The organism is Pleurocapsa minor HA4230-MV1 (genome assembly GCA_019359095.1).
GTDB classification, from domain to species: domain Bacteria; phylum Cyanobacteriota; class Cyanobacteriia; order Cyanobacteriales; family Xenococcaceae; genus Waterburya; species Waterburya minor.
Window position 1 is genome coordinate 65,950 of sequence record JAHHHZ010000031.1, and the last position, 22,292, is coordinate 88,241.

Annotated in this window: 25 protein-coding genes and 1 tRNA gene; 15 read left to right on the forward strand and 11 right to left on the reverse strand. The window is 37.2% G+C overall.

Annotated features, from left to right (window positions below; all coding sequences use genetic code 11):
- Nucleotides 1–40 precede the first annotated feature (40 nt).
- Both KME09_22355 and KME09_22360 read right to left on the reverse strand, forming a co-directional pair.
- Nucleotides 41–268, reverse strand: a complete 228-nt coding sequence (locus KME09_22355; GenBank protein MBW4536678.1) for a hypothetical protein — start codon at nt 266–268, stop codon at nt 41–43.
- A gap of 10 nt (nt 269–278) precedes the next feature.
- Complete coding sequence (locus KME09_22360; protein MBW4536679.1) at nt 279–524, reverse strand: toxin HicA; 246 nt, start codon at nt 522–524, stop codon at nt 279–281.
- A 67-nt stretch (nt 525–591) separates the two neighbouring features.
- On the opposite strand from KME09_22360, the gene KME09_22365 reads away from it, so the two are divergent.
- The 6 genes from KME09_22365 to dndD are packed head-to-tail and all read left to right on the forward strand — an operon-like array spanning nt 592 to nt 8,918.
- Complete coding sequence (locus KME09_22365) at nt 592–2,652, forward strand: DEAD/DEAH box helicase family protein (protein ID MBW4536680.1); 2,061 nt, start codon at nt 592–594, stop codon at nt 2,650–2,652.
- Between the two features lie 16 nt (nt 2,653–2,668).
- Nucleotides 2,669–2,830, forward strand: coding sequence for a hypothetical protein (locus tag KME09_22370; GenBank protein MBW4536681.1), 162 nt, complete (start codon nt 2,669–2,671; stop codon nt 2,828–2,830).
- 16 nt (nt 2,831–2,846) lie between these two features.
- On the forward strand, nt 2,847–4,826 hold the full coding sequence (locus KME09_22375) for an AAA family ATPase (GenBank protein ID MBW4536682.1): 1,980 nt from the start codon (nt 2,847–2,849) through the stop codon (nt 4,824–4,826).
- Nucleotides 4,814–5,221: a hypothetical protein gene (locus tag KME09_22380; protein ID MBW4536683.1), complete on the forward strand. Its 408-nt coding sequence runs from the start codon at nt 4,814–4,816 to the stop codon at nt 5,219–5,221. The genes KME09_22375 and KME09_22380 overlap by 13 nt, the downstream gene beginning before the upstream one ends.
- A 24-nt stretch (nt 5,222–5,245) precedes the next feature.
- Nucleotides 5,246–6,841 carry a DNA phosphorothioation system sulfurtransferase DndC gene (gene dndC, locus KME09_22385; GenBank protein MBW4536684.1) on the forward strand — a complete coding sequence of 532 codons (1,596 nt, stop codon included), beginning with the start codon at nt 5,246–5,248 and terminating at the stop codon, nt 6,839–6,841.
- 31 nt (nt 6,842–6,872) lie between these two features.
- Nucleotides 6,873–8,918: a DNA sulfur modification protein DndD gene (gene dndD, locus KME09_22390; GenBank protein MBW4536685.1), complete on the forward strand. Its 2,046-nt coding sequence runs from the start codon at nt 6,873–6,875 to the stop codon at nt 8,916–8,918.
- Between the two features lie 248 nt (nt 8,919–9,166).
- Here the strand turns inward: dndD and KME09_22395 are convergent, their stop codons facing one another.
- The gene (locus KME09_22395) at nt 9,167–10,462 is read right to left on the reverse strand and encodes a GNAT family N-acetyltransferase (protein ID MBW4536686.1); all 1,296 of its coding nucleotides are present in this window, start codon (nt 10,460–10,462) and stop codon (nt 9,167–9,169) included.
- 203 nt (nt 10,463–10,665) lie between these two features.
- Between KME09_22395 and KME09_22400 the strand changes: the two genes are divergently transcribed.
- Together KME09_22400 and KME09_22405 are read left to right on the forward strand one after the other, a co-directional pair.
- A complete protein-coding gene (locus KME09_22400; protein ID MBW4536687.1) occupies nt 10,666–11,160 on the forward strand; it encodes a DUF4168 domain-containing protein in 495 nt (164 codons plus the stop codon).
- A gap of 22 nt (nt 11,161–11,182) precedes the next feature.
- On the forward strand, nt 11,183–11,419 hold the full coding sequence (locus KME09_22405; GenBank protein MBW4536688.1) for a hypothetical protein: 237 nt from the start codon (nt 11,183–11,185) through the stop codon (nt 11,417–11,419).
- A 172-nt stretch (nt 11,420–11,591) separates the two neighbouring features.
- Here the strand turns inward: KME09_22405 and KME09_22410 are convergent, their stop codons facing one another.
- The 3 genes from KME09_22410 to KME09_22420 all read right to left on the reverse strand — a co-directional run bounded on the left by KME09_22410 (nt 11,592) and on the right by KME09_22420 (nt 14,340).
- Entirely contained in the window at nt 11,592–12,872 is a 1,281-nt protein-coding gene (locus KME09_22410; protein MBW4536689.1) for a transposase, read from the reverse strand.
- 353 nt (nt 12,873–13,225) lie between these two features.
- Nucleotides 13,226–13,299 (reverse strand) — tRNA-Asp (locus tag KME09_22415).
- Nucleotides 13,300–13,410: 111 nt separating this feature from the next.
- Nucleotides 13,411–14,340 carry an o-succinylbenzoate synthase gene (locus KME09_22420; protein ID MBW4536690.1) on the reverse strand — a complete coding sequence of 310 codons (930 nt, stop codon included), beginning with the start codon at nt 14,338–14,340 and terminating at the stop codon, nt 13,411–13,413.
- Between the two features lie 232 nt (nt 14,341–14,572).
- Here KME09_22420 and KME09_22425 point away from each other — a divergent pair, with 232 nt between their 5' ends.
- Both KME09_22425 and KME09_22430 read left to right on the forward strand, forming a co-directional pair.
- Entirely contained in the window at nt 14,573–14,797 is a 225-nt protein-coding gene (locus tag KME09_22425; GenBank protein ID MBW4536691.1) for a hypothetical protein, read from the forward strand.
- 3 nt (nt 14,798–14,800) lie between these two features.
- Nucleotides 14,801–15,220 (forward strand): hypothetical protein, encoded by a 420-nt coding sequence (locus tag KME09_22430; protein ID MBW4536692.1) that lies wholly within the window; start codon nt 14,801–14,803, stop codon nt 15,218–15,220.
- Nucleotides 15,221–15,242: 22 nt separating this feature from the next.
- On the opposite strand, the gene pheT is transcribed toward KME09_22430, so the two are convergent.
- The 3 genes from pheT to KME09_22445 all read right to left on the reverse strand — a co-directional run bounded on the left by pheT (nt 15,243) and on the right by KME09_22445 (nt 18,490).
- Nucleotides 15,243–17,753, reverse strand: a complete 2,511-nt coding sequence (pheT, locus tag KME09_22435; protein ID MBW4536693.1) for a phenylalanine--tRNA ligase subunit beta — start codon at nt 17,751–17,753, stop codon at nt 15,243–15,245.
- A 135-nt stretch (nt 17,754–17,888) separates the two neighbouring features.
- Nucleotides 17,889–18,254 carry a DUF5615 family PIN-like protein gene (locus KME09_22440; protein MBW4536694.1) on the reverse strand — a complete coding sequence of 122 codons (366 nt, stop codon included), beginning with the start codon at nt 18,252–18,254 and terminating at the stop codon, nt 17,889–17,891.
- On the reverse strand, nt 18,251–18,490 hold the full coding sequence (locus tag KME09_22445) for a DUF433 domain-containing protein (protein ID MBW4536695.1): 240 nt from the start codon (nt 18,488–18,490) through the stop codon (nt 18,251–18,253). The genes KME09_22440 and KME09_22445 overlap by 4 nt, the downstream gene beginning before the upstream one ends.
- A 135-nt stretch (nt 18,491–18,625) precedes the next feature.
- Between KME09_22445 and KME09_22450 the strand changes: the two genes are divergently transcribed.
- The 3 genes from KME09_22450 to KME09_22460 all read left to right on the forward strand — a co-directional run bounded on the left by KME09_22450 (nt 18,626) and on the right by KME09_22460 (nt 19,523).
- The gene (locus tag KME09_22450; GenBank protein MBW4536696.1) at nt 18,626–19,039 is read left to right on the forward strand and encodes a hypothetical protein; all 414 of its coding nucleotides are present in this window, start codon (nt 18,626–18,628) and stop codon (nt 19,037–19,039) included.
- 19 nt (nt 19,040–19,058) lie between these two features.
- Nucleotides 19,059–19,298: a type II toxin-antitoxin system HicB family antitoxin gene (locus tag KME09_22455; GenBank protein MBW4536697.1), complete on the forward strand. Its 240-nt coding sequence runs from the start codon at nt 19,059–19,061 to the stop codon at nt 19,296–19,298.
- Between the two features lie 81 nt (nt 19,299–19,379).
- The gene (locus KME09_22460) at nt 19,380–19,523 is read left to right on the forward strand and encodes a type II toxin-antitoxin system HicA family toxin (GenBank protein MBW4536698.1); all 144 of its coding nucleotides are present in this window, start codon (nt 19,380–19,382) and stop codon (nt 19,521–19,523) included.
- A gap of 65 nt (nt 19,524–19,588) precedes the next feature.
- Here the strand turns inward: KME09_22460 and rimM are convergent, their stop codons facing one another.
- Nucleotides 19,589–20,242 carry a ribosome maturation factor RimM gene (gene rimM, locus KME09_22465; protein MBW4536699.1) on the reverse strand — a complete coding sequence of 218 codons (654 nt, stop codon included), beginning with the start codon at nt 20,240–20,242 and terminating at the stop codon, nt 19,589–19,591.
- A 40-nt stretch (nt 20,243–20,282) separates the two neighbouring features.
- Entirely contained in the window at nt 20,283–21,566 is a 1,284-nt protein-coding gene (locus KME09_22470; GenBank protein MBW4536700.1) for a valine--pyruvate transaminase, read from the reverse strand.
- Between the two features lie 232 nt (nt 21,567–21,798).
- On the opposite strand from KME09_22470, the gene KME09_22475 reads away from it, so the two are divergent.
- Entirely contained in the window at nt 21,799–22,071 is a 273-nt protein-coding gene (locus KME09_22475; GenBank protein ID MBW4536701.1) for a hypothetical protein, read from the forward strand.
- A 25-nt stretch (nt 22,072–22,096) separates the two neighbouring features.
- Entirely contained in the window at nt 22,097–22,273 is a 177-nt protein-coding gene (locus KME09_22480; protein MBW4536702.1) for a hypothetical protein, read from the forward strand.
- Nucleotides 22,274–22,292: the final 19 nt, after the last annotated feature.

Here is a 22,292-nt window from a genome sequence, read left to right on the forward strand (position 1 = left end):
CAGATCCAAGATCATTATAAAAGCGATCGCAATAATTTAATTATTTTGTATTTTGTAAGATAAGAGGTTGAGGAATCTCGTCACCATCTTCTTCTAACATTAATAAATGTACCCTACTTGCTTCTTTGATTTGCGCGATCGCTTTTTCTTGGGTTTCTTCATGTGCCATAATTCCTAATTCTAAGCACTCAGCGATATATGCTTCATCTTCTGGTGAATAGCTAACTACATAGGAGTAATGTTTAATATATTCGTTGATTTTATTCATTATTTTTATTTTATTGTATCTCTTTTAGTTTAATTAATGCTTCTTTAACTTGCTTAACTTGATATGGTTTTGCTTTCCCACCTTTTCCTTGCTGAAGATTGATTCTTGGTTTTCCTTGCCAGGGAGTTTTAAACGGATAGTGACTTGTTCCTCTATTTCTTGGTTTGCCAAAAAACTTTTCGGTTATAGTTAATAAACGGGTGAATCTAATGTTAGTTTCGCTTTTCAGTTCTACCAGGGCTTCATCAATATCCATCTAATTGGAATGCTAAAATTCACGTAGTGTTGTCAATAAATTATATATTTTTAAGTATTTTATTTAGTTGAGTTTACCAAATATAGATATTAAAGATCATTATCGTAGTGATCGCAATAATTTAATTGAAGATTTTTATATTCCTTGTCTATCGAAAACTATTTCCTATAGTCGAGCAGTGGGATATTTTTCTAGTACTTCTATTGTAGCTATTTCTCAAGGGCTAGCTGCTTTAATTGAAGCTGGTGGTAAAATGCGTTTGGTAGCATCTCCTTATCTTTCTCGTGAAGATATCCAAGCCATAGATAAGGGCTTAAAACAGAGAGAAGAAGTTGTTAGTTCAGCCATTATTAAAGAATTTGAAATCGTCTCACGAGATAGACTAGCTTGTTTATCTTGGTTGCTAAGTCAGAAAATATTAGAGATTAAATTAGCAGTAGCTAATAATTTTGATGCTCCTGGTCTTTATCATGAAAAGATTGGAATTTTAGCAGATAATAATGATAATAAAATAGCATTTACAGGTTCAATTAATGAGACAAAATCGGGCCTGATTGACAATTTTGAAAATATTGAAGTTTTTTGTTCTTGGCGAGGAGAAGAGGCAAAAAGAGTTAACCGAATTGATGAAAATTTTGCAAAACTATGGTCTAATAAAACTTACAATGCAGAAATTATTAGTTTCCCCGAAGCAGCAGCCCGTAAGTTATTAGAATATCGTCCTGATATAAAACCAACAGTATCAGTCAAGCAAAAGGCAACATTAGTAGCAGAAAATAAAAGCAATTATCATACTGAAGAAGAAAGAAAATCGCTTCACGGTTTAAATATTACTTTACGATCTTATCAAGAAATAGCTTTAGTTAATTTTCAGTCTGCTAATTATCAAGGAATTTTAGCAATGGCAACAGGGGCGGGTAAAACTATTACCGCCTTGGCTTGTGCTAGTAGCATACAAGATTTAGATTTAATTATTATCGTTGTGCCGATTAAAGATTTGGTCAAGCAATGGATGGATGAGTTAGATAAACTGACTGATTTTTACTTTCCCATTGCAGCAGTAGGAAAATCTGAGATCTGGAGAAATACGCTATACAGGAAGTTGCGCTTAATTCATGGAAACGTACAAACGGTTAAAAGGCTGCCTACTGTTTTGGTAGGTACGTATAGCGGTTTATCTAAAACCACAGTTGCTGAACTTATTGAAGATGCTGGCGGTTTACCTCAAAAATCTTTAATTATTGCTGATGAAGTTCACACCGCAGGGGCAGAACAGTACCGCAGAATCTTAAGGGATGACTTTACCTACCGTTTGGGTTTATCCGCTACTCCCATACGTCCTCATGATGAAGAGGGAACAAATTTTGTTTTGAATTATTTTGGCAATGTTGTTTACGAGTTAGATTTAAAACGGGCTATTAAGCTAGATATTCTCTGCCAATATGAATATTATGTTTATGTTGTCACCCTAACTGATGCCGAAAACGAGGAATATCAAAACCTGACCAAAAAAATTACCAAATTACTTAGAAGCGGTAATGATCAAGTAAGGGTATCAATTAATCGCTTGACTATCGAGCGATCGCGTATTATTAAATCTGCCAATGATAAAATTAATATTCTTGATCTCATTATCCAAGATCACCCTTTAAATAAAGGCATGATCTATTGTGCCAATATCGATCAAGCAGATATGGTCTGTTATCGATTATCGCAACAAGGAATGATAGTCTCTCGCTTTACTTCCAAAGAAGATAAGCAACGCCCTCAAATATTACACGAATTTAGTCAAGGTCGTCTTGATGCGTTAGTAGCCGTTAAATGTCTTGATGAAGGTATAAACATACCTGCTGCCCAAGAAGCCATAATATTAGCTAGCGACACATCAGAACGTCAGTTTATTCAACGTAGAGGCAGAATTTTACGGAAAGCTGAAAGAAAAGAAAGGGCAACTTTGATTGATATACTTGTTGTACCACCTATAGGAGACGAACGAGTAAAATTAATTACATCTGAAGTAAAGAGAATTAAACATTTTGCCAAAACTGCTAGCAATAGAGCCTCAGTTATTACTAAGCTAGGAGATGAATTATCTCATTATGGTATTACTTATTCCGATTTAATTTAACTAGTTAAATAACTTTATGGAAGAAAAAATCAAGGAACTTGCTAAAAAATATAATATACCTGCTTTTTTATTGAAAGAAGTAATTCAGATGGAAAAAGACAAAGTAGTATTAAAAAATCGTCAGTTAGTTCCAAAAATAGCTCAACTAATTGAAAAATATTCAGAAGCATCAAATTGAACGAGGATTTGAATAAGTGACGCTACAAATAAAGAAAATCCATCTACAAAACTGGAGATGCTATGAAAATCAAATCATTGAGTTTGATTTAGATACAGATAAAAATATTTGGGTTATTTGGGGATTAAATGGCTATGGAAAAACTTCTATTTTAGAAGCTGTTTTATGGTGTCTTTACGGTAACGAAATAGTTTCGCCGAAGAGGTTAATCAAAGCCAAAGTAGATTCAGTGGAACAATCTTCAGAAAAACAAGGCTATTTTTATTTTCCTAATGTCAAAGTTAACTCTGAATTAGAATTATCGGTCAGTTTAACATTACAAAAAGAAGATCATAGTTATGTGATCGGTCGAGTGGCTAAAAGGACAAAGCGAGGACAAACTTTCTTTGCTGAAGTCTCAGAAGCTTCATTCAATTTAAACGGTAAGCTTAAAGCAGATTCAAGAGAACACATAGATTCACTATTACCTCGTTCATGTAGAGAATTCTTTTTCTTCGATGGTGAAAAAATAAAAGAGTATTCTAACATTACTCAAACGGCAGAAACTCGCAAAGCCATAGAAAGCATTTTAGGAATTCCTGAAATTATCAATCTGAAAACAGACGCTAAAAATGTTGTCAAACAGTTTGAACAAAAAATTAATCAGGCAAATTCTAGCAACAAAAAGTTACAAAATATTAATACTGAGTTATTCCAACTAACACATGAGATTGCTGCGAAAAGAGATCGACTACAAACAGAAATTGAAGAATACAACCAAGGACAGAAAATACTTGAAGATATAAATGAAAGGGCTAGTCAGATAAAAGAACTCCGAGATAAATTAAAGAAAATACAAGAATTTAAGATAAAACAACAAAGATTAAACGAACAGGTTGAAAAAACTGCTCAAGATATAGCTAAAATTTTAGAAAATGCTTCCATCCCCATGATGCGGAAATTTGTCAAGGAAATGGCAGATGATTTACAAACTAAAACTTTGACTAATACTAGAATCTCTATATCAGTTAACCAATTAAAAGAGTTGCTTCAAGCAGATATCTGTGTCTGTGGCAACTGTATTGACGAACAAGAATATAATTTTATCTCTCAACAATTAAAAAATATTAAAGAGGCAGGAATCATAACAGAAGAAAATTCTCGTATTGAGAGTTTGCGTATTGATTTGAATAGAATTTCTAAGTATCAAGTTCCAAACTTAGATCAACTGCTATTAAAACGCGATAGCCTTGAAGATGATATTGAAGAAACCAAACAAGTAATAGAAAATCTTAAGAAAGATACTAAAGGAGTATCTGAGACAGAAGCTGATGAAATTTGGCGAAAAGTTGGTCAGCAAGAAGAATATCAAAAGGAAACAGAACGAAAAATTGAACGATTGCGTAATGAAATGGAATCCTTGGAAAAGAAGCAGGATGAACTAAAAAGGCAAAAAGGAGAATTGTTAAATAGCGATCGCGAAATGTCGATGCTAAACAAACAATCTCAACTAGCCCAAGGACTCTACAATGCAGCAGATGAGTTAATCGATTGGTATACAGAAAACTGCCAACAAACTATAGAGAATCAGGCTTCACACTTTCATAAAATGGTTACAAATAAGCCAGATGAGTATGAAGGTATAGTTCTTAAAAATGGCTACAATCTACGGCTTAAACAAATCAATGGCGATATTGTTAATCCTCAATCTCTTAGCGAAGGAGAAAAACAGGCATTAGTTTTTCCTTTTATCGCAGGTCTTAATTTAGCATCTGGTAAAGCTGCCCCTTTAATGATTGATACTCCTTTTGGTAAACTTGACGGGATTCATCAAGAAAACATAGTCAAGTCTCTGCCTCAGATACCCTCTCAAGTGATACTGTTAGCAACAGATAGAGATTTACCTGAAAATATTTTAAACTTGTTGCGACCTAATATCGTACAGATTCACAAAATCAAGCGGTTAGGAGGTACAAAAGATGGTTCTGTTATTGAGGTTGAAGAATGGAACGTATAGAAATAACTCAAAAATTTGTGGCTACATCCGAAGCTAAAGGTTATTTGGATTATCTCAAGAAAAAACAGATATTTAAACGGGCAATTGATGCTTATGCTTTTGCTGCTACTTATGCCATGAAGCAAAATGCAGATATTTCTCAACCTCTAACAAATAGATCTAATAGTTTGGCAGAAGTATTTCGCCTTGATGAGGATGTTCGCTTAGCTTTAGAAGCAGGAGTTCATATCGTTCGTAAACGAAACAATCAATTAGAACCGAAAGATAGTTCTGAAGTATTGGAAATAGTGACGAAATACGCTGAAGCAGGTATTCAATTACTACAAAAAAAGTGGCAGGATAAAACTTCGACATCTCAAATTCAACGAGATATTTGGCAAATGATTAACGAGTAGTCTGGATTTCAATAAATCTAAATCATGAAAACAAAATCAAAGATAGAACAGCCAGAATTAACTGAACGTACCGTTAAAGATTTAGTAGACGATGTAGATAACTTAACTAAAGAAATCCAAGAACTATATCTTCAAGACGAAGTACCATTTGTAATCGGTTGGAGTGGAGGCAAAGATAGTAGTTGTGTACTGCAATTAATCTGGAATGCGATCGCAAACTTGCCAGTAGAAAAACGAACTAAAACAATTCATGTTATTACTAACGACACTTTAGTTGAAAATCCGATAGTTACTGCTTGGGTAGATAGATGTGTTAAACAGATGGAAGTTGCTGCCCAAAAACAGCAGATGCCAATTCAACCCCACATAACTTTTCCAGAAGTAAAAGATAGATTTTGGGTTTGCTTGATGGGGAAAGGATATCCATCCCCTAGAAATAGGTTTAGGTGGTGTACCGAAAGACTAAAAATTAAACCTGCCGACTCATTTATTCGTGAAATTATTAGAGACAGCGGTGAAGTCATTCTAGTTTTAGGAACTCGTAAAGCAGAAAGTACTAAACGGGCGAAAAACATGGAAAAACATAGGCAATGGCGAGTACGCGATCGCCTTAATACTAATCCTAGTCGTCCTAATTCTTTAATATATCTTCCTATTGAAGACTGGACTACCAATGAAGTTTGGATGTACCTAATGCAGTGGGATAATCCTTGGGGAGGAAATAATCAAGATTTATTTGCTATGTATCGTGGGGCAACTGCTGATAATGAATGTCCTTTAGTAGTTGATACATCTACTCCTAGCTGTGGAGACTCTCGATTCGGTTGTTGGGTTTGCACAATTGTTAATAAAGATAAATCAATGGAGGCAATGATTCAAAATGATGAAGAGAAAGAATGGTTACAGCCTTTGTTAGATATCCGTAATGATTTGGAAGTAAAAAACGATCGCAATCGGCGAGATTTTCGTCGTCTTCACGGTAACGTACAGTTGTTTGAACGTAACAAAGATGGAGAAACTTCCATTGAACCCATCCCTGGGCCTTATACTAAGAAATGGCGAGAAACTTGGTTAAGGCGAGTATTGTCGGCGCAAGTTGAAGTTAGGCAAAATGCACCAGAAGAGTTTAAAGATATTAATTTAATTACTCCTGAAGAGTTGAGCGAGATTAGAAGAATTTGGTTGGAAGAAAAACACGAGTTTGATGATAGTTTACCCCGCATATATCAAGAAGTAACGGGAGAAGTATTTAAAGATATTAGAATTGGTGCGGATGAGAAGTTATTAGGCAATGATGAGTGGGAAACTTTGGCAGAAATATGTGATGATGAAATGCAGTTAGAATTGATGTCGAAACTGTTAGATACTGAGCGACAATTTTATACTAAAAACCGTCGTTTAGGTATTTATGATAGTTTGGCTAAATGTTTTGATACTAGTTCAAGAAGTAAGGAAGAAGCGATCGCAACTGCACATCAACAATATGATTTAAAAACTGCTGCCGAGCAAGGTAATATTGTAGCAGTAAAAGAGCAAGTGGAACAGTTGAATCAGCCAAATGACGATCTAGAAGGGGATAAGGCTGGATGGGCGAAGATGAAGTTTGCGCCTAAATCTTGATAGTTAATTGCTCGTTTAGATAAAACAACAAATGATTTTTACCGAGTTAGTTATTGAGAATTTTGGTGCATATGCAGGTAAGCATATTATTAACTTGCGTCCAGAAGCGGACGGGCGCGGTCTTGGGGGTTCCCCCCATAAGCGACCCGTTCAAGAAAATGAAGGTGTTATTCAGCCGATTATTTTATTAGGGGGAATGAATGGTGGGGGAAAAACCACCCTCATGGATGCAATTCGTTTGGCTTTATATGGACAAAGAGCAAGATGTTCAACCAGGGGTAATTTAGGCTATGGAGATTTTTTAACTCAGTCGGTAAATAGTCAAGCAAAGCAAGTAGATTTGACTCAAATACAGTTGTCTTTTGAACATATTTTTGAAGGACATTGGCAACAGTTTAAAATTATTCGTGCTTGGCAAAAAAATCCGCAAGATGGTAAAGATAGTCTGAGTATTGAAAGGGAATTACGGTTTGATAGTAATTTAGAACAGCATTGGGATGAATATGTCGAGAATATTCTCCCGTTGGGTATTTCTAATTTGTTTTTATTTGATGGTGAACAGGTTAAAGAGTTAGCTGAATTAGATACTCCCCCCGCTGCGGTAGTGGAGGCGATTAATAATTTGTTGGGTTTAGAGTTAGCGGAAAAGTTGTCTTTAGATCTTGAAGTATTGGTTAATCGTAAACGGAAAGCACTAGCCAATAAAACTCAGTTGTTAACAATAGAAGAAACTGAAGCTAAGTTAGCAGCTAAACAAGTAGAAAAAACTCAGATAAATCATAAATTAACTGAACTACAGCATCAATTAGAGCAAGCTAATAAAAAACGCGATCGCGCTCGGCATAAGTTTAATCAGCAAGGGGGGAAAATTGCTAGCAAACGAGAACAAGTTGAAGCTAAACTCAAAGATTTTAATTCTCATTTGGAAGCTAAGAGACAAGAGTTAATTACCCTAGCCAGTGGCTGTTTACCTTTAAAATTAATAACACCTTTATTATCCGCAGCAGCTAATCAAGGAAAAGAAGAGTTAAAAATACAGCAGTTTAAACAGGCTCAAGGTATCTTGGCAGCTAGAGATCGTAAGTTACTAGAATATTTAACTAGTATTAGTTTGCCCGATGAATCTATTAGTAAGGTTGAGTTTTTTATTACGCAAGAAAATAATCAGATTGCTAACTCAATCGAAAACGAAGCAGCTAGCTTTTTACATTTAACAGAACTAGAATTACAACAGCTAATTAGCAACACTCAAGATATCTTACCTTTACAAACTAAATCTGCTGAAGATGTTATTCTGCAAATAAAGCAATTAGAAGCAGAAAGAGAACGTACTGAAAGTCAACTAGCGATCGCTGCTTCTCCAGAAGACTATCAACAGTTACTGCAAGCCGTGGAAAATACTCAGCAAAAGGTGAGTAACTGTAAAGCTTTATATCAAATTGAGCAAGAGAAATCGATACAATTAGATAGAGAAATCGAACGTCTTCAACAAGAACTAAATCGCAAATTAAAAAACTATAGTGAAGAAGCGATTGATAATATTAATGATGAACATATTATTAAAACCTCGGCTAAAGTTCAAACAACTTTGAAACTATTTAAAGAAAAATTAACACTAAAAAAACTCAATAAATTAGAAACTGAAGTTAAAGATTGTTTCCTTTATTTACTACACAAATCAAACCTAATTAATCGCGTTACTATTGATAGCGATCGCTTTAAATTAGAACTATACGATCATCAAGGTCAACTCTTTCCCAAACAACGTCTATCCGCAGGAGAAAAACAACTACTGGCGATCGCCTTTCTCTGGGGACTTGCTAGAGTATCAGGACGTAATTTACCCATTGCGATCGATACTCCTTTAGGTAGATTAGATTCATCCCATCGCCATAATTTAGTTGAGCGCTATTTCCCTACCGCATCCCATCAAGTAATTCTACTTTCAACCGATACAGAAATAGGTGAAAAGGAAGTCAAGCTATTAAGAGAACAAGATGCGATCGCTCAAGAATATCTACTTAAATATAATCCAGAAAAACGTCAAACTACCGTAGAGAAGGGATATTTTTGGTAATACCATTTCTCCTTAAAGTTGCACTTAATATTTTGATTGTAAATCTCGCGCCAAGACGCAGAGACGCAAAGAATTAAATTTCAGTTAGTGCATTTTCATAGAGAGTTGGTATAAGTAAGAAAAGTCCTTTTTTTATAACTTATAGCCTTACGTAAAAACGTTAGGATCTTTTTAAAATATTACTTTCTACTCCCTATTTCCTATTTCCTATTTCCTACCTTCGAGCCGATCACCCTAATTGTCCTAATTTACTTTGTACGACCATATAACATCCATTGAAGATTATTAGGCTGAGTAACAAATCCTAGTTGGTGATAAAAGTCCGTAACATGAGGACTAGCAAAAAGAGTAATATCTACAATCTGTGCTGCCTGAAGTTGTTTAGTTAAAGTTTTAACCAGAGTTTTACCCACTCCTCTAGCTTGAAAATCTGGATGTACTACGATGTCGAGTAAGGTTGCCTGATAAACCCCATCAGAAACGGCTCTAGCAAAGCCAATTAGCTGCTGTTGTTCTCGCTCGACGTGCCAAGCTGCAATATACCTAAAACTAGCCTGTATAGCTTTTTCCAGCTTTCTTAAAGTACGACTTGACCAACCCACAGCCTTACATAAATCATTTAATTGGTCAGGAGGAATTGCTCCATTACTTTGAACTAAAATACGTCCTAGTATTGGTTTAAGCTGATTTGGCAGAGGATTTATGGCTGGCTGGGTTAACAGTGCGCTACGGACATCTCGCGCTGTGGAACAAACCTTTAAAGGCTTGTCCCGATCCATATTCTGCTGAAGCTGCTGCTGATTAACTGCGATCGCCTCTTCTAACTTACTCTGCTGTTTTAATAATTGAGATAAAGATTGTAAAACATCAATATTAGTCGGTTGAATTTCTAGGATCAGATAGTGAACTACGATCGCGCCGTAAGTCTGATGCTGCTGAACCAAATTATTAGCAAGCTCGATTAATCTTTGGGGTTGGTTATGCAGTAGCTCAAAAATAGAATTTTGCGGTGGAGTCTGAATTAACTGACGATAATCTTTAATCGTTTGAGCTAAGTCTCCCTGCTTAAAGGCAGTCCCCAATTTTTGATAAGAAAGTTGATGTTCGGGTTGTAGATAGATCCCCTGAAGATAACTAGCGATCGCCCGATCCCACTGCTGTAACCTACTCAAAACATCTCCCAAATTGTGCCAAGACCAAAAAAACTGCGGGTCAAGTTTTACCGCCTCACTATAAGCCTGTGCTGCTTTCTGCCACTGCTGTAACCTACTCAAAACATCTCCCAAATTGTGCCAAGACCAAAAAAACTGCGGGTCAAGCTTTACCGCCTCACTATAAGCCTGTGCTGCTTTCTGCCACTGCTGTAGCTTACTTAAGACATCTCCTAAATGATGATGTGACCAGAAAAAATCAGGTCTAAGTTCAATTGTCTGTTGCAAAGCGATCGCTGCTGCTTGCCATTGTTCTTGTTGGCGGTAGGTGTTGGCTAAATCGTAAATCTCAGACCAATCCTGGATGGCAATCTCTTTTAGTTTTATTGTCATTTTGAGCCAGATTTGAAAATATTGAAAAAATATTGAAACTTAAGTTCTCCAAATATTAAACGAGAAAAATCGCGCTCGCCAATCAATTCCTTAACGCACTTTAAGTAAATTTTTCGCTAAATAAGCCAAAAACAGGAACTTATTGTCCTTAAATCAACTCCATGTAGGTAGCAGTATTTTGATATTAGTAATTATTATTGATGATGTTAAACGTTGATTTCACTTTACCTAAATTAAACCAACTATGTGTTCGTCTGATCGGCAGCAGTATATTGGCATCTCTCGGCATTATGCTGGGTATGACTCCTCAAATATCACTAAGATCTTCTGATTTAGATCCTCTAATTAGCGTTTCCTTCTCTGACAATGCCTATGGACAACAATTCACTTCCACAGAAACCGAAAGCTATGCAAGAGCGGGTTACGAAGTAGAGCTACTCAGGAGGGAAGTCTACCAAGAAATTAAAAACTTGCTCGACGAAACCCCACCAAATATTGTCTGCGATCAGCGATCGACTTTGAATAACCTTAAACCCGAAGTAAAAAATATTGCCAATCGTTACTGTACCGAGTCGCGACAAATCGTACAGCGACACAATTTGAGCATAAGTCGCTTTAACGAGTTAAAAACCCAATACGATCGCCAAGATAGCTTTTATCAACAGGTACAAAAAATCTTGCTCAAGTTACAAAATTAATCGTATTGCCAGAAAGCGCAAAATGGAAAGAAAGAAAACAGAGATGCCAATCAATCAGAATATTCGACCTGTCACACCTAATGATGTGCCTGCTTTAAAAAAAGTGATTGACGCTAATGGCTTGTTTCCATCAAATATGCTAGACGATATGATATCTAACTACTTCGATCGTGATAACTCTAGTGATTTCTGGCTTACTTATGAAGACCATGAGCCTGTGGCGATCGCTTATTGCGCTCCCGAAAAAATGACTGAATAAACTTGGAACCTGTGCCTAATTGCTGTTCATCCTGACTGTTAAGGAAGTGGTATCATACGTCTTTTTTTTATCTAGTATGAAGATTCAGTTCATAGGGTTCATAAAAGAAGTCGTAGTTTTCTACAGCCTCTTTTTGTGCTTGCCAATATAAGGGCGTGACATCCTCCCAACGCTAACTCTTCGAGTATAGCGTGGGCTTCCCAATATCACTATTGGGCATTGCTCCCCTGTACCTTTCGGTATTTCGCCACTTATCTAGAACCAAGTTCCCCGACAGTACGACTTGAGAGCCAATTTCTTGCTTTTCGGGAGTCCCCCGATACGTTTCTTCTCCTCGGTTACAGATTTCCTGTCCCGAAGCTACATCCCTATCTACAACATAACCACACTCGCTACACTCATGTAACCGAACACTTAGATCTTTTCTGACTGTAGCTCTACAGTTAGGACAAGTCTGAGATGTTCCACGATGGTCAACTTTGCCTACAAATACATCTCGCTTTCTAGCTACGTATTCTAAGATAGTTCTCATCTGCCCAAAGCTAGCATCTATACTATGCTTGCCCAACATTCCTTTTGCCATAATCCGAAAATCACAATCCTCTACAAAGATTGTGTCTGCCATGTTGCATAGTTTATGAGCTAATTTGAACTGATAATCAGTGCGCTTGAATGCTATGTGGTTATGTTGTTTGGCTACTTTGATCCTCGCTTTCTCGTAGTTTTCGCCTCGTTTTTGTTTCTTAGACAGACGCTTTTGTAGCACTTTTAGCCGACTGTGGGCTGTCTTGAAAAACTTAGGTCTGGGTTCGGTATATCCGTCCGATGTTGCTATATAAGACAACAAGCCGACATCTACACCTATTGCATGACCGTGAGGCACGGCCAGGGGAAGAACGATATCTGATTCAATTGCTAAGTGGGCAAACCAACCCATTGCTTTTTTGATTACCCTTGCTTGTTTCACAGCAAACCCCTCTGGTATTGGTCTATGCAGATTGATCTGTACTTTACCCAACTTAGGCAACTGTATCTGCCAGCCCGTAACAGGGTTAGATTTGAACTGAGGGAACAAGATAGATTTCATTTGCCCATATTTTTTGAACCGAGGAAAACCATACCCTCTTTTCTGAAAGAAATCCCAGGCATCATGCAACCGTCTTATGTTGGTTTGAAGTACCTGAGATGGCACTACTTTTAGCCTTGGAAATTGTTTTTTTGCTAAGGGCAGATTGTTTTGTTGTTGGTGGTAACTAGGGAACGGATAATCCGCAGCCATAATATATTCTGATTCCAAACTACACCTATCAATCGGACATTTTCTGGATGCGATCCAATCTTTTAGTTCTCTCACGGCATAGTTATAGCTAACGCGACAAGTTTCTAACCACTCGTTGAGTAGGTCAATTTGATTGCTATTTGGGTAAATGCGGTAAGTGTAATTTAGAATCATATGCGGAGCGGTGACGCGAAGCTAATCCTTTAGGAATCCTTTAGGATGATAACATTCTACCACAAATATAAGTAATTGGTAGAATATTGTGGCTACGCAGTTTGTTTGCTGGTCGGGCTGTATCCCAACCCTAAAACATTGGCGGTACTCAGCTTCGCTTCGATATATCCGCCTCGTTTATAGGGTGGGACTTAGCCCGACATTCTGGTTAAATAATTGGGATATTTACAGACCCGTTTACTTATCCTGCTAGCCTCGCTATATTTACTTTTGAGCAAGTTTTGAGCAAATGCCTGCCTGATGGGTAGGAGATCAAAGGAGAGACCCTATACGGTGAGTACTTTTAGCTTGAACGGGACTGACGGGACTCGAACCCGCGACCTCCTGCGTGACAGGCAGGCATTCTAACCAGCTGAACTACAGTCCCAAATTATTTTGTTATCTTGTTTGCCACGAAATATATAGTAGCATATTAAACAGAGAAATCAACTATGATGCAAAATATTCATTCGCTACCTCGAGGAAAAGCTTGGATGTTTCAGGGCAAATGATTATACAAATGCTGCACTCCAAAACCAACCGCACGGGGATGAGCTAGTTGTTGTGTCAGGTTTAGTGCTGCCTCACGACCAACTTCAGTTTCAAATACGGAAGAGAAGACAATATCTAAGTCTTTAGACTGACAAAATTGCTTTAATCTAGTGGGAAATCCCATAATCGCTGCTTTAATTACGTATACTCCACGCCATCCTTGATCATAGGCTTGCTGTAGCTGTTGAAAACTAGCAACAGATTCGTCTAACGCTAGAAGAGTAGTATATTCTTGATTTAGTTTTAAAATGTCTTTGAAGTGGTTTGGAGATAAGGGCTGTTCAATAAATTCTATCGCCTCTAACTTATCTGTTACGGACAATAATTGTTGAGCTTGAGTTAGATTTAAACCACCATTGGCATCCAATCTTAATTTAGCGTCTGAAGGAAAATTAGCGGTCAGTTGCTTGAGGATTTCAATTTCTTCAGCGAGAGTCAAAACTCCAATTTTCCACTTAAAAATAGTGGCAGAATTCGCTTGATATAGATTTTGCCAAGTAGTCAAAACTTTTTCGCCAGCAGGTAAAAGATAACAAAAGTCTAAAGCTTGAGGGAAACCAGCTAAATGAGGTTGAGTCAATGCCAGGTAAGCCGATTCTAGGGCAAACTGACAACAGGGAAGATGGTCGGGAATAGCCATAATTTCCTGCGTAGTAATAGCTTCTTCTAACTGCTGACAGAATTTTACTGCTTGGGCAATAGTTTCTGAACCAAACCAGGGCAAAGGAGCAATCTCTCCTCTACTGGTAATTCCCGCTGAATTTGTCAGGCTAATAATGATGCCCTCGCGTATTGACCAAACACCATGATTAGTCTGCAAGGGCTGCTTAAAATAATTTTGATATAGCTTAAATTGAAACTTTAGTTCATCATCCATTGTTTAAATTGGCTTTTGATCACTTATTATTGGCGATCGCTATAGCCTCAAAAAATCAACTCCTTAAAATAACGTCAAACTTGTTAACTAAAGTATCGCGAACTTTTTGATGTACAGGATCGACATCTTGATCGGTCAAAGTGCGATCGCATATTTACTTAACTATTCTTCCAGTAGTAATTAAATAAATAAAGCCTAAAATTAGAATAACAGATTTTAATTAGGAGTAAACATGAAACTCGTTTTTGAAGTACCAGATCAAGCCTTGCAAGATTTCGGTAAACAGGTAATTGAAAAAGAAGTGAAAGATAGTCTCAAATGGTTATATCTGCGACGTAGTTGCGTTGTTATGGCTGAGAACTTACGAACAACTTGGCAAGAATCTGATTACGAAACAAAGCTTGCTGAAATTCGGGCTGAAACTTGGCAAGAATATAAACAAGATTTGGAATTATAGTTGATGGAAATTGTAGCAGACTCTAACATTGTTTTTTCAGCCCTTATTAGTGGTAAATCTGTTTATTTAGATATTTTTAGAATAGCAAAAGTCTATGCACCAGATTTTATCTTTTTGGAAATTGAGAAGTATGAGAAACGAATTGTCCAAAAAACTAAATTAAAAGACACTTTCAGAGAGTTTGTTAGAGATTTGTTTACTGAAGTTACAGTTATTCCTAAACTGGCAATATCATCAGAAAGTTTTGCTATTGCTTATGATTTATGTCGTGATATTGATGAAAAAGATACTCCTTTTTTGGCTTTAAGTATAGAGTTGAATATGTCTTTGTGGACAAATGACAAAATTTTGCTCGATGGTTTAAAAGCTAAAGGCTATAGCAATATAATTGGCAATGACGAGATTTTTAAATTACTAACTTAAAAATAGATAAAAGCTTAAAAAACTAACTCCGCAATGTTACATCAAACTTCTTAACCAAAGTCTCGCGGACTTTTTGATGCACAGGATCGACATCTCGATCGGTTAAAGTGCGATCGCTTGCTTGATAAACTAAGTTAAAAGCTAAACTACGTTGTCCTTCGGGGACGTTTTTGCCTTTATATTCATCAAACACTTCTACTTTTTGTAATAATTTACCCCCAGCTTTATTCATTGCTTTGGTAATTTCAGCCACGGATAAATCTAAAGGTGCAAAGAAAGCTAAATCACGATCTGAACCTGGATAGGTAGAATAGGCTTGGAATTTGGGAGTAGTAATGGCATCGCGATCTAAGGCTGTCAGTAAAAGACTGAAATCTAATTCAAAGAGATAAACTTCGTTGTTTAAATCTCGCTGTTGCGCCAATTGGGGATGAATTTGCCCAAAGATCCCTAAAGTTTTGCCTTGCAACCATAGTGTAGCAGTACGTCCTGGATGTAGTCTTGGTTCATCACTGGTTGGACGATATTCGACGCTGATCCCCAGATTACTAAAGACGTTTTCCAATATTCCCTTAGCATCATACCAAGTCATAGGTGTACCTTTGCCACCGTTAACCCACATACCCTGAGAAGTGATATTACCTCCCATAATTCCTGCGACGGAATCTCTTTCTTTTAACTGTTCTTCTTCTTGCTCAATAGCCTTATCCGAAGGTGTATCCTTTAGGACAACGGGGGAAACCCCCGCAACGGCTTTTCGCGCTGATTGGAAAAATACTCGTTCAATTTCAAAAGCGTTGAGTGCGCCGTTACCTTGAGACTGGTTATAAACAAAAGCATCTAGCAAACCAGAGAATAAATCAGCACGTAAGGCAGAATATTCCGCAAAAAGAGGATTAGCGAGCTTTACTTCTTTACCTGTAGGTTTAACCAAAGAATACTGCACTACTTCCGTTAACCCGACACCTCGTAAGACAGCGCGGAGTTTATTTTTAATCGTATATTCAGCCGAAAGATAGCCAGGTTCGGTTTTATCGGGTAGAGTATCACAAAAGCGATCGTAACCATAAAGACGGGCAACTTCTTCAATTAAGTCAATTTCCCGTTCTAAGTCCCGATAACGATAAGGAGGTACTTTAACCAACCAAGTATTTTCTTTACCTGTAACTGGCTCTAAATTACAGCCTAAAGCTCCTAATATTGATTCAACATCGGCAGCTTCAATATAACCAACACCATCCTCTTTATTCACTGTACCTAAAATTTGATGAATTCGACTCAAACGTAATTCAATAGCATTACGGCTAGCATGATCGATACGATGATCACAAATAGCTTGGTTAACAGGATTACCACCAGCCAATTCTTGCAGTAGTGCGATCGCTCTTTTACAGGCAGATTCTAATTCTACTTGGTTAACCCCTCTTTCGTAACGGGTAGAAGCTTCACTGCGTAAGTTTTGAGCGCGAGATGAACGACGAATAACCACAGGATCGAACAAAGCTGCTTCTAAAACAATATTACTAGTATTATCATCAACTTCTGTCTCTTCACCCCCCATAACTCCCCCTAAAGCGACGGGTTTGTCATTGGCGGTAATCAATAAATTATCTGTAACTAAATTTCGCTCTTGTTCATCCAGAGTCTTTAGCTTTTCTCCAGCTTGGGCAAAACGCACCCCAATAGTTAAATCATCACTACCAGCAACCTGCTGTAGCTTCTCACGGTCAAAAGCATGAAGAGGTTGTCCCCATTCCAATAAAATATAGTTAGTAATATCCACCACATTATTAATTGGACGTGTACCTGCTGCTTCTAACCGCCACTTCAACCAGTCAGGAGAAGGCGCAATTTTTACACCCTCAATTACTGTACCGATATATGCCATACAGGCTGCTGGATTTTCAATAGCAATTACTAAAGAACTATCAGAATTAAGCTGCTGTTCCTTTATTTCTGGCAATCTCACCTTAGCATCAGTTAAAGCTGCCACTTCCCTAGCAATACCCACCATACTTAAAGCATCCGCACGGTTAGCCGTAGTCGCCAAATCCAAAATGACATCGTTTAAACCCAACAAAGGACGTACATCATCCCCAGGCTTAATATGATCTTTCTCAAATATATATATCCCATCAGAATCCTTCTCCAAACCCAATTCCGTCAAAGAACAAATCATTCCCTGAGAAGGTTCACCCCTCAGTTTAGTGGGCTTGAGTTTTAAATCAATGGCAGGTAAATAAGTCCCTACCGTAGCTACAGGAACAAAAATATCGGCTCTTACATTTGATGCACCACAGACAATATTTAACGGCTCATCTGTACCTACATCAACCTTACAAACACTTAACTTATCAGCATTAGGGTGTTGCGATCGCTCCAAAACCTTCCCAACTACCACCCCCTCAGCATTAGCACGCAGATCGATTAATTCTTCTAATTCAAATCCTGCTATAGTTAAAATTCCCCCCAACTCTTCTGGGGACATATTGATATCGACTAATTCTTTTAACCAGTTTAGAGAGACGCGCATCGAGTCCTTGATTCTATGATTTTATTTATATTTTCCGCCAAGAGTAATTTTATCGTTAAATCGTTGATTGTTGATGGTTGATTGGTGTTGGTGAGAGCGTTCTCTTGACAATCAACTAAAATTTAGTGCTTGTTTTTACTTAATGGGCAATAATCTTACTCTCAACCCATCATCTTTTACTGAAACTATTGCTCCTGTATTTAATTCTTCGCTACATTGGAACAAGACATCATCTAGGTATTCTTCTATTACTTCTCTGCTTTCATTGCCTAAGCGAAATAGCACTACACTAGGTAAAATTGCGTTACTTACTGCTAACAAATAGCCAAAATCTAAATCAACAGTTAAAATTATTCTGCCCTCATCTTTTGCTTTGGTTAAGATTTCTCGATCTTCAAGTTTTTCTAAACCTTCTTCAACCAAATGAACTGCATCATGACCTGCTCTTCTCAACTTGGCTACTGTTCGAGGAGAAATACCCATATCAGCCAGAAACTTCATCTTACTGATTCACTCATTTTGGGATAGTATTGTTCTCTTGCTAGCCACGCAGCATAAAGTAATGATTGCTGAATATCTTCAGGTTCTAAATAGGGATAATCTTCAATAATTTCTTCTGTGGTTTTGCCATTTGCTAATAAATTCAAAATTAAAGATGCAGTAACACGCATTCCTCTAATACACGCTTGTCCGCTCATAACTTTAGGGTTAAACGTGATTCGGTCTAAATTTTGCATAAGTACTTAGTTATATCTCTTCTCTTGTAATTGTAATGTTAGGAGAAAAGCGATCGCAAAATCTACTCGCAGGGCGATCGCTGATAGAATTAAATAAGCTAAATTTTAACAAATGAGAGCCTATCATAAGTAACAATGAGCGAACATGAAAAACAAAAACTATCTTTAGAGTGGTTAAAAAAATACTTAGTTGTATTGTTCGCTCCAGGTGTCTTTTTAAGTGTTATTGGGTACGTCGCAAAACAAAAATTTGATAGTTTGCATCAAAGAGAGCAGCAAGAATATCAAGCTCATAAAGATACATATACAAGCCTGTACGAGGAAGGTCAATCTAAAATCATTGCTCTACGTAACTCAAGAGATAAATTATTTTCTCTTTTAGAAAACAATTATGGAATTTCTAGCTTTGATATGAAATCATATTTGTCCGAATTTGAGCAGGCTTTTATGCGAAATAAGTCCTTGCGAAATAAGTCCTTTCGGACAGCTAGCTACACGATCGCACTAATGCATGACCTACGGATCGCGTTAAAATTTAATCTAGTCTGACTTTGAAAAAAGTAAAAATATGCAACTTCAGCAAACAATCAAATCTTTTATTCGCCCAGGAGAACAAAGCGGTTATATTGCCGAATGTTTAGAAATCTCGGTTGTAACCCAAGGAGAAACTTTAGATAAGGTTGTTCAAAACTTAAGGGAGGCTGTTTCCCTACATTTAGAAAATGAAAATCCAGCCGAGTTTGGATTGAGCGATAATCCTTCTATTTTGGGTACATTTGAGTTACAAACTAACTATGCCCAAGCTTAAAAGATTATCGGGCGCAGAAATTATTGCTATTTTAAAACAGTTTGACTTTGAAGTTTATAGCCAAAGAGAAGTCACGTTAAATTGCGTCGGATTGGTATATCAGGTAAAGAAACTTTAACAGTTCCCAATCACCGTCAATTAGACACAGGAACTTGCCGAGCAATTTATAGACAAGCTTGTCGATATATTTCCGAATCAGATCTATTTCATTATTTTTATGAATAAAAAAATAGAGAGCGATCGCTATTTCTTTGTCAGATTTTGATTATATATGTAAATTTAATTATTAATTATTCGGTTTCGTGAATATCAATCAAACCATCAGGGGGGGAGATCTCCAGACGTTGATTAGCTAAATCAACAATTGGGACAATTTCTTTAACAAAGGGGATAAATATAGTTACGGGGTTATGAGGTTTTGGGCGATATTTTTTACGTTTGCTGCGACGGCTGACTTGAGAAAGATCTTTTTCGGGCTTGGCGTTATTTTCTGGCTGTTTATGTAACCTAATTTCTAATAAATCATTACCCGCAGAATAGAGATCTACAACTACACCAATATTCTCTCCTGTCTCTTGATGATAAACTTCTGTCCCGACAAGATCGGCAACATGATATTCATCTTGACTTAGTTTAGGGCGATCGCTTTTATCCACCAACAGTTTATAGTTACGAAATTCTTCTGCTTGGCGACGATCTTCCACTCCCTCTAGCTTAATTACATAGAGGTTTTTGCCCGTTAGATATCGACCACCTTTTAATTGTACTTCTGTGATAGCTTCTGTATCAGGATGTTGTAGCCAACGAGTTCCTGCTTTCGTAAAACGTTCAGGGAAATCAGAATCAGAATATACGCGCAACTCTCCTTTTAAACCTTGAGGAGAAGTGATTGTACCAACTGCTAATAATTCTGGTTGGTTAATGGTTTGTGATTCATCATTCATATAGTTGTTAGTTGTTAAATAAAATTAATTTACTTCTTGGTTAATGCTGGCTCAAAACTACCGACTGATATACCTGCTGTGCAACTTGAGCTAAACGTTTCATTGCCTCGGCTATTTCTGTCTCAGTGGCAGTTAAGCTAATGCGAAAACATTCCTGCTTATGTTGCCAATCTTCTTGGAGACCTGGGAAAAAAGTACTTCCAGGGACGACAATGACTCCTACCTGTTTTAATTCTTGATAAAATTCCCAGTCTGTCATTGGTAAATCTTTCAGCCACAGCCAAGCAAAAATTGCTCCTTCTCCTTGATGTAAGTACCAAGGAATATCAGGCATAGCTGCATCGAGGGTATTGGCTAAGACTTCTATTTTACGTTGATAGTGAGGACGAATTACGTTGAGGGCAAGATTTGCTAGTTTACCAGAGGAAATGGCTTTAGCGGCGATCGCCTGTCCATAGCGAGAAGAATGAAGACAAGCGTTAGTTTGAAAAGATTCTAAGATCCCAATTAATTTAGGATCGCCGATGGCAATCCCAATTCTCTCCCCTGGTAATCCTGCCTTAGACAAGCTCATGCAGTGGATAATATTATCGCCAAACTGCGGAGTCATTTCAGTAAAGTTTAAGGCGGGGAAAGGAGGTGCATAGGCTGAATCGACTAGTACGGGTACATCATAACTAGCAGCCAAATGAGCAATTTTAGCTACTTCCTCGTCGCTAATCACGTTTCCTGTGGGGTTACAGGGACGAGAAAAAATTACGCAGCCAGTTTGTTGATTAATTTGTAGCTGACTAAAATCAGGACGATATTTAAACCGATGGCGAACTTCATCTATTTCTAAAGTCGGTTTGTATGCTAGTAATGCCTCTGGAGTTAGACTTACTCCACCGTAGCCTGTATAGTCGGGACTAAGAGGTAAAACTACCTGTTTTAGTTCCCCTGATGTTGTATAGCCACCAAAAGCATTAGCAGCATAGAGATAGAGAGCTTGAGAACCACCTGTAATTAAAATATGGCGATCGCTTAACTTTAAACCATAACGAGTATTAAAATCTTCGACAATTGCTTCAATTAAAGGTGTATAACCTTGGGATGAACCATAACGACAAACCACTTCGCCGTATTCATCGCTATCTAATAACTCTTGAGTACAGTCGCGCCATAACTGTTCCACCTCTGGCAAAATTACAGGATTGCCTGCGCTAAGGTTAATAAATTCTCTTCCCTTACTATTTCTTAAGGTTTCAATAATGTCCTTCATGATCGCTCTAACTCCCGTTAGCTTAGACATTTGCGAACCAAATTGAGATAGAGAAAGATTCATTAATCAGTACCTAAAATTGCAAAAAAAAGAACTGTAACGCTTATTTTAACTTTAGTTCGCTTAGTAAATTCAGTCAGTACCTAAAACAAAAATAAAATTAAATGAGAAAATGAAATTAGGCGATCGCTTGTTCTTTAGGGCTTTGTTGCCAGAAAATTGTTTTGATACAATACAATTGAGCCAATACCAATAATTGTGAGAAATTAAACTTTGCTGACACAGTAAAACATTGATGGCACTATATTCTAACAGTTTGGCATCCCACAGCTATAGATTCAAAAGATTAATGCTGGCTTATACTCATACCGAAATTGAGCAGACTCTACGAAATGCTCGTTTATTATTTGAGAAATTAGATAAAGTATTAGACTTACCTACTGAAGCAACAGAAAGATATCGGCTGAGTATTGAACAGCTAGTGAAAGTTTATCAAATGCATGGCGACATAACTCAGTTCCAAGCCGATCTGGAATCTCAGTATATTGAATTAAGCAAGTTGCTTTAGATCAAGCTGTAAAGCTAATTAATATATGGTTAAATTAAAATCAAAGCCTTGTAATATTTGCCATAATTTAGTAGATATTCGCTATCGCATTCGCTATCAAGAGGATGGAGACTGGGTGCTAGTATGTCCTAACTGTTGGCAAGAAGTTAGTCAAGATAACCCTAACTATCGTTATGGCGGTACTTGGAAAGCAAAGCGGTAAGCTGTATTTAGTTTGAAAC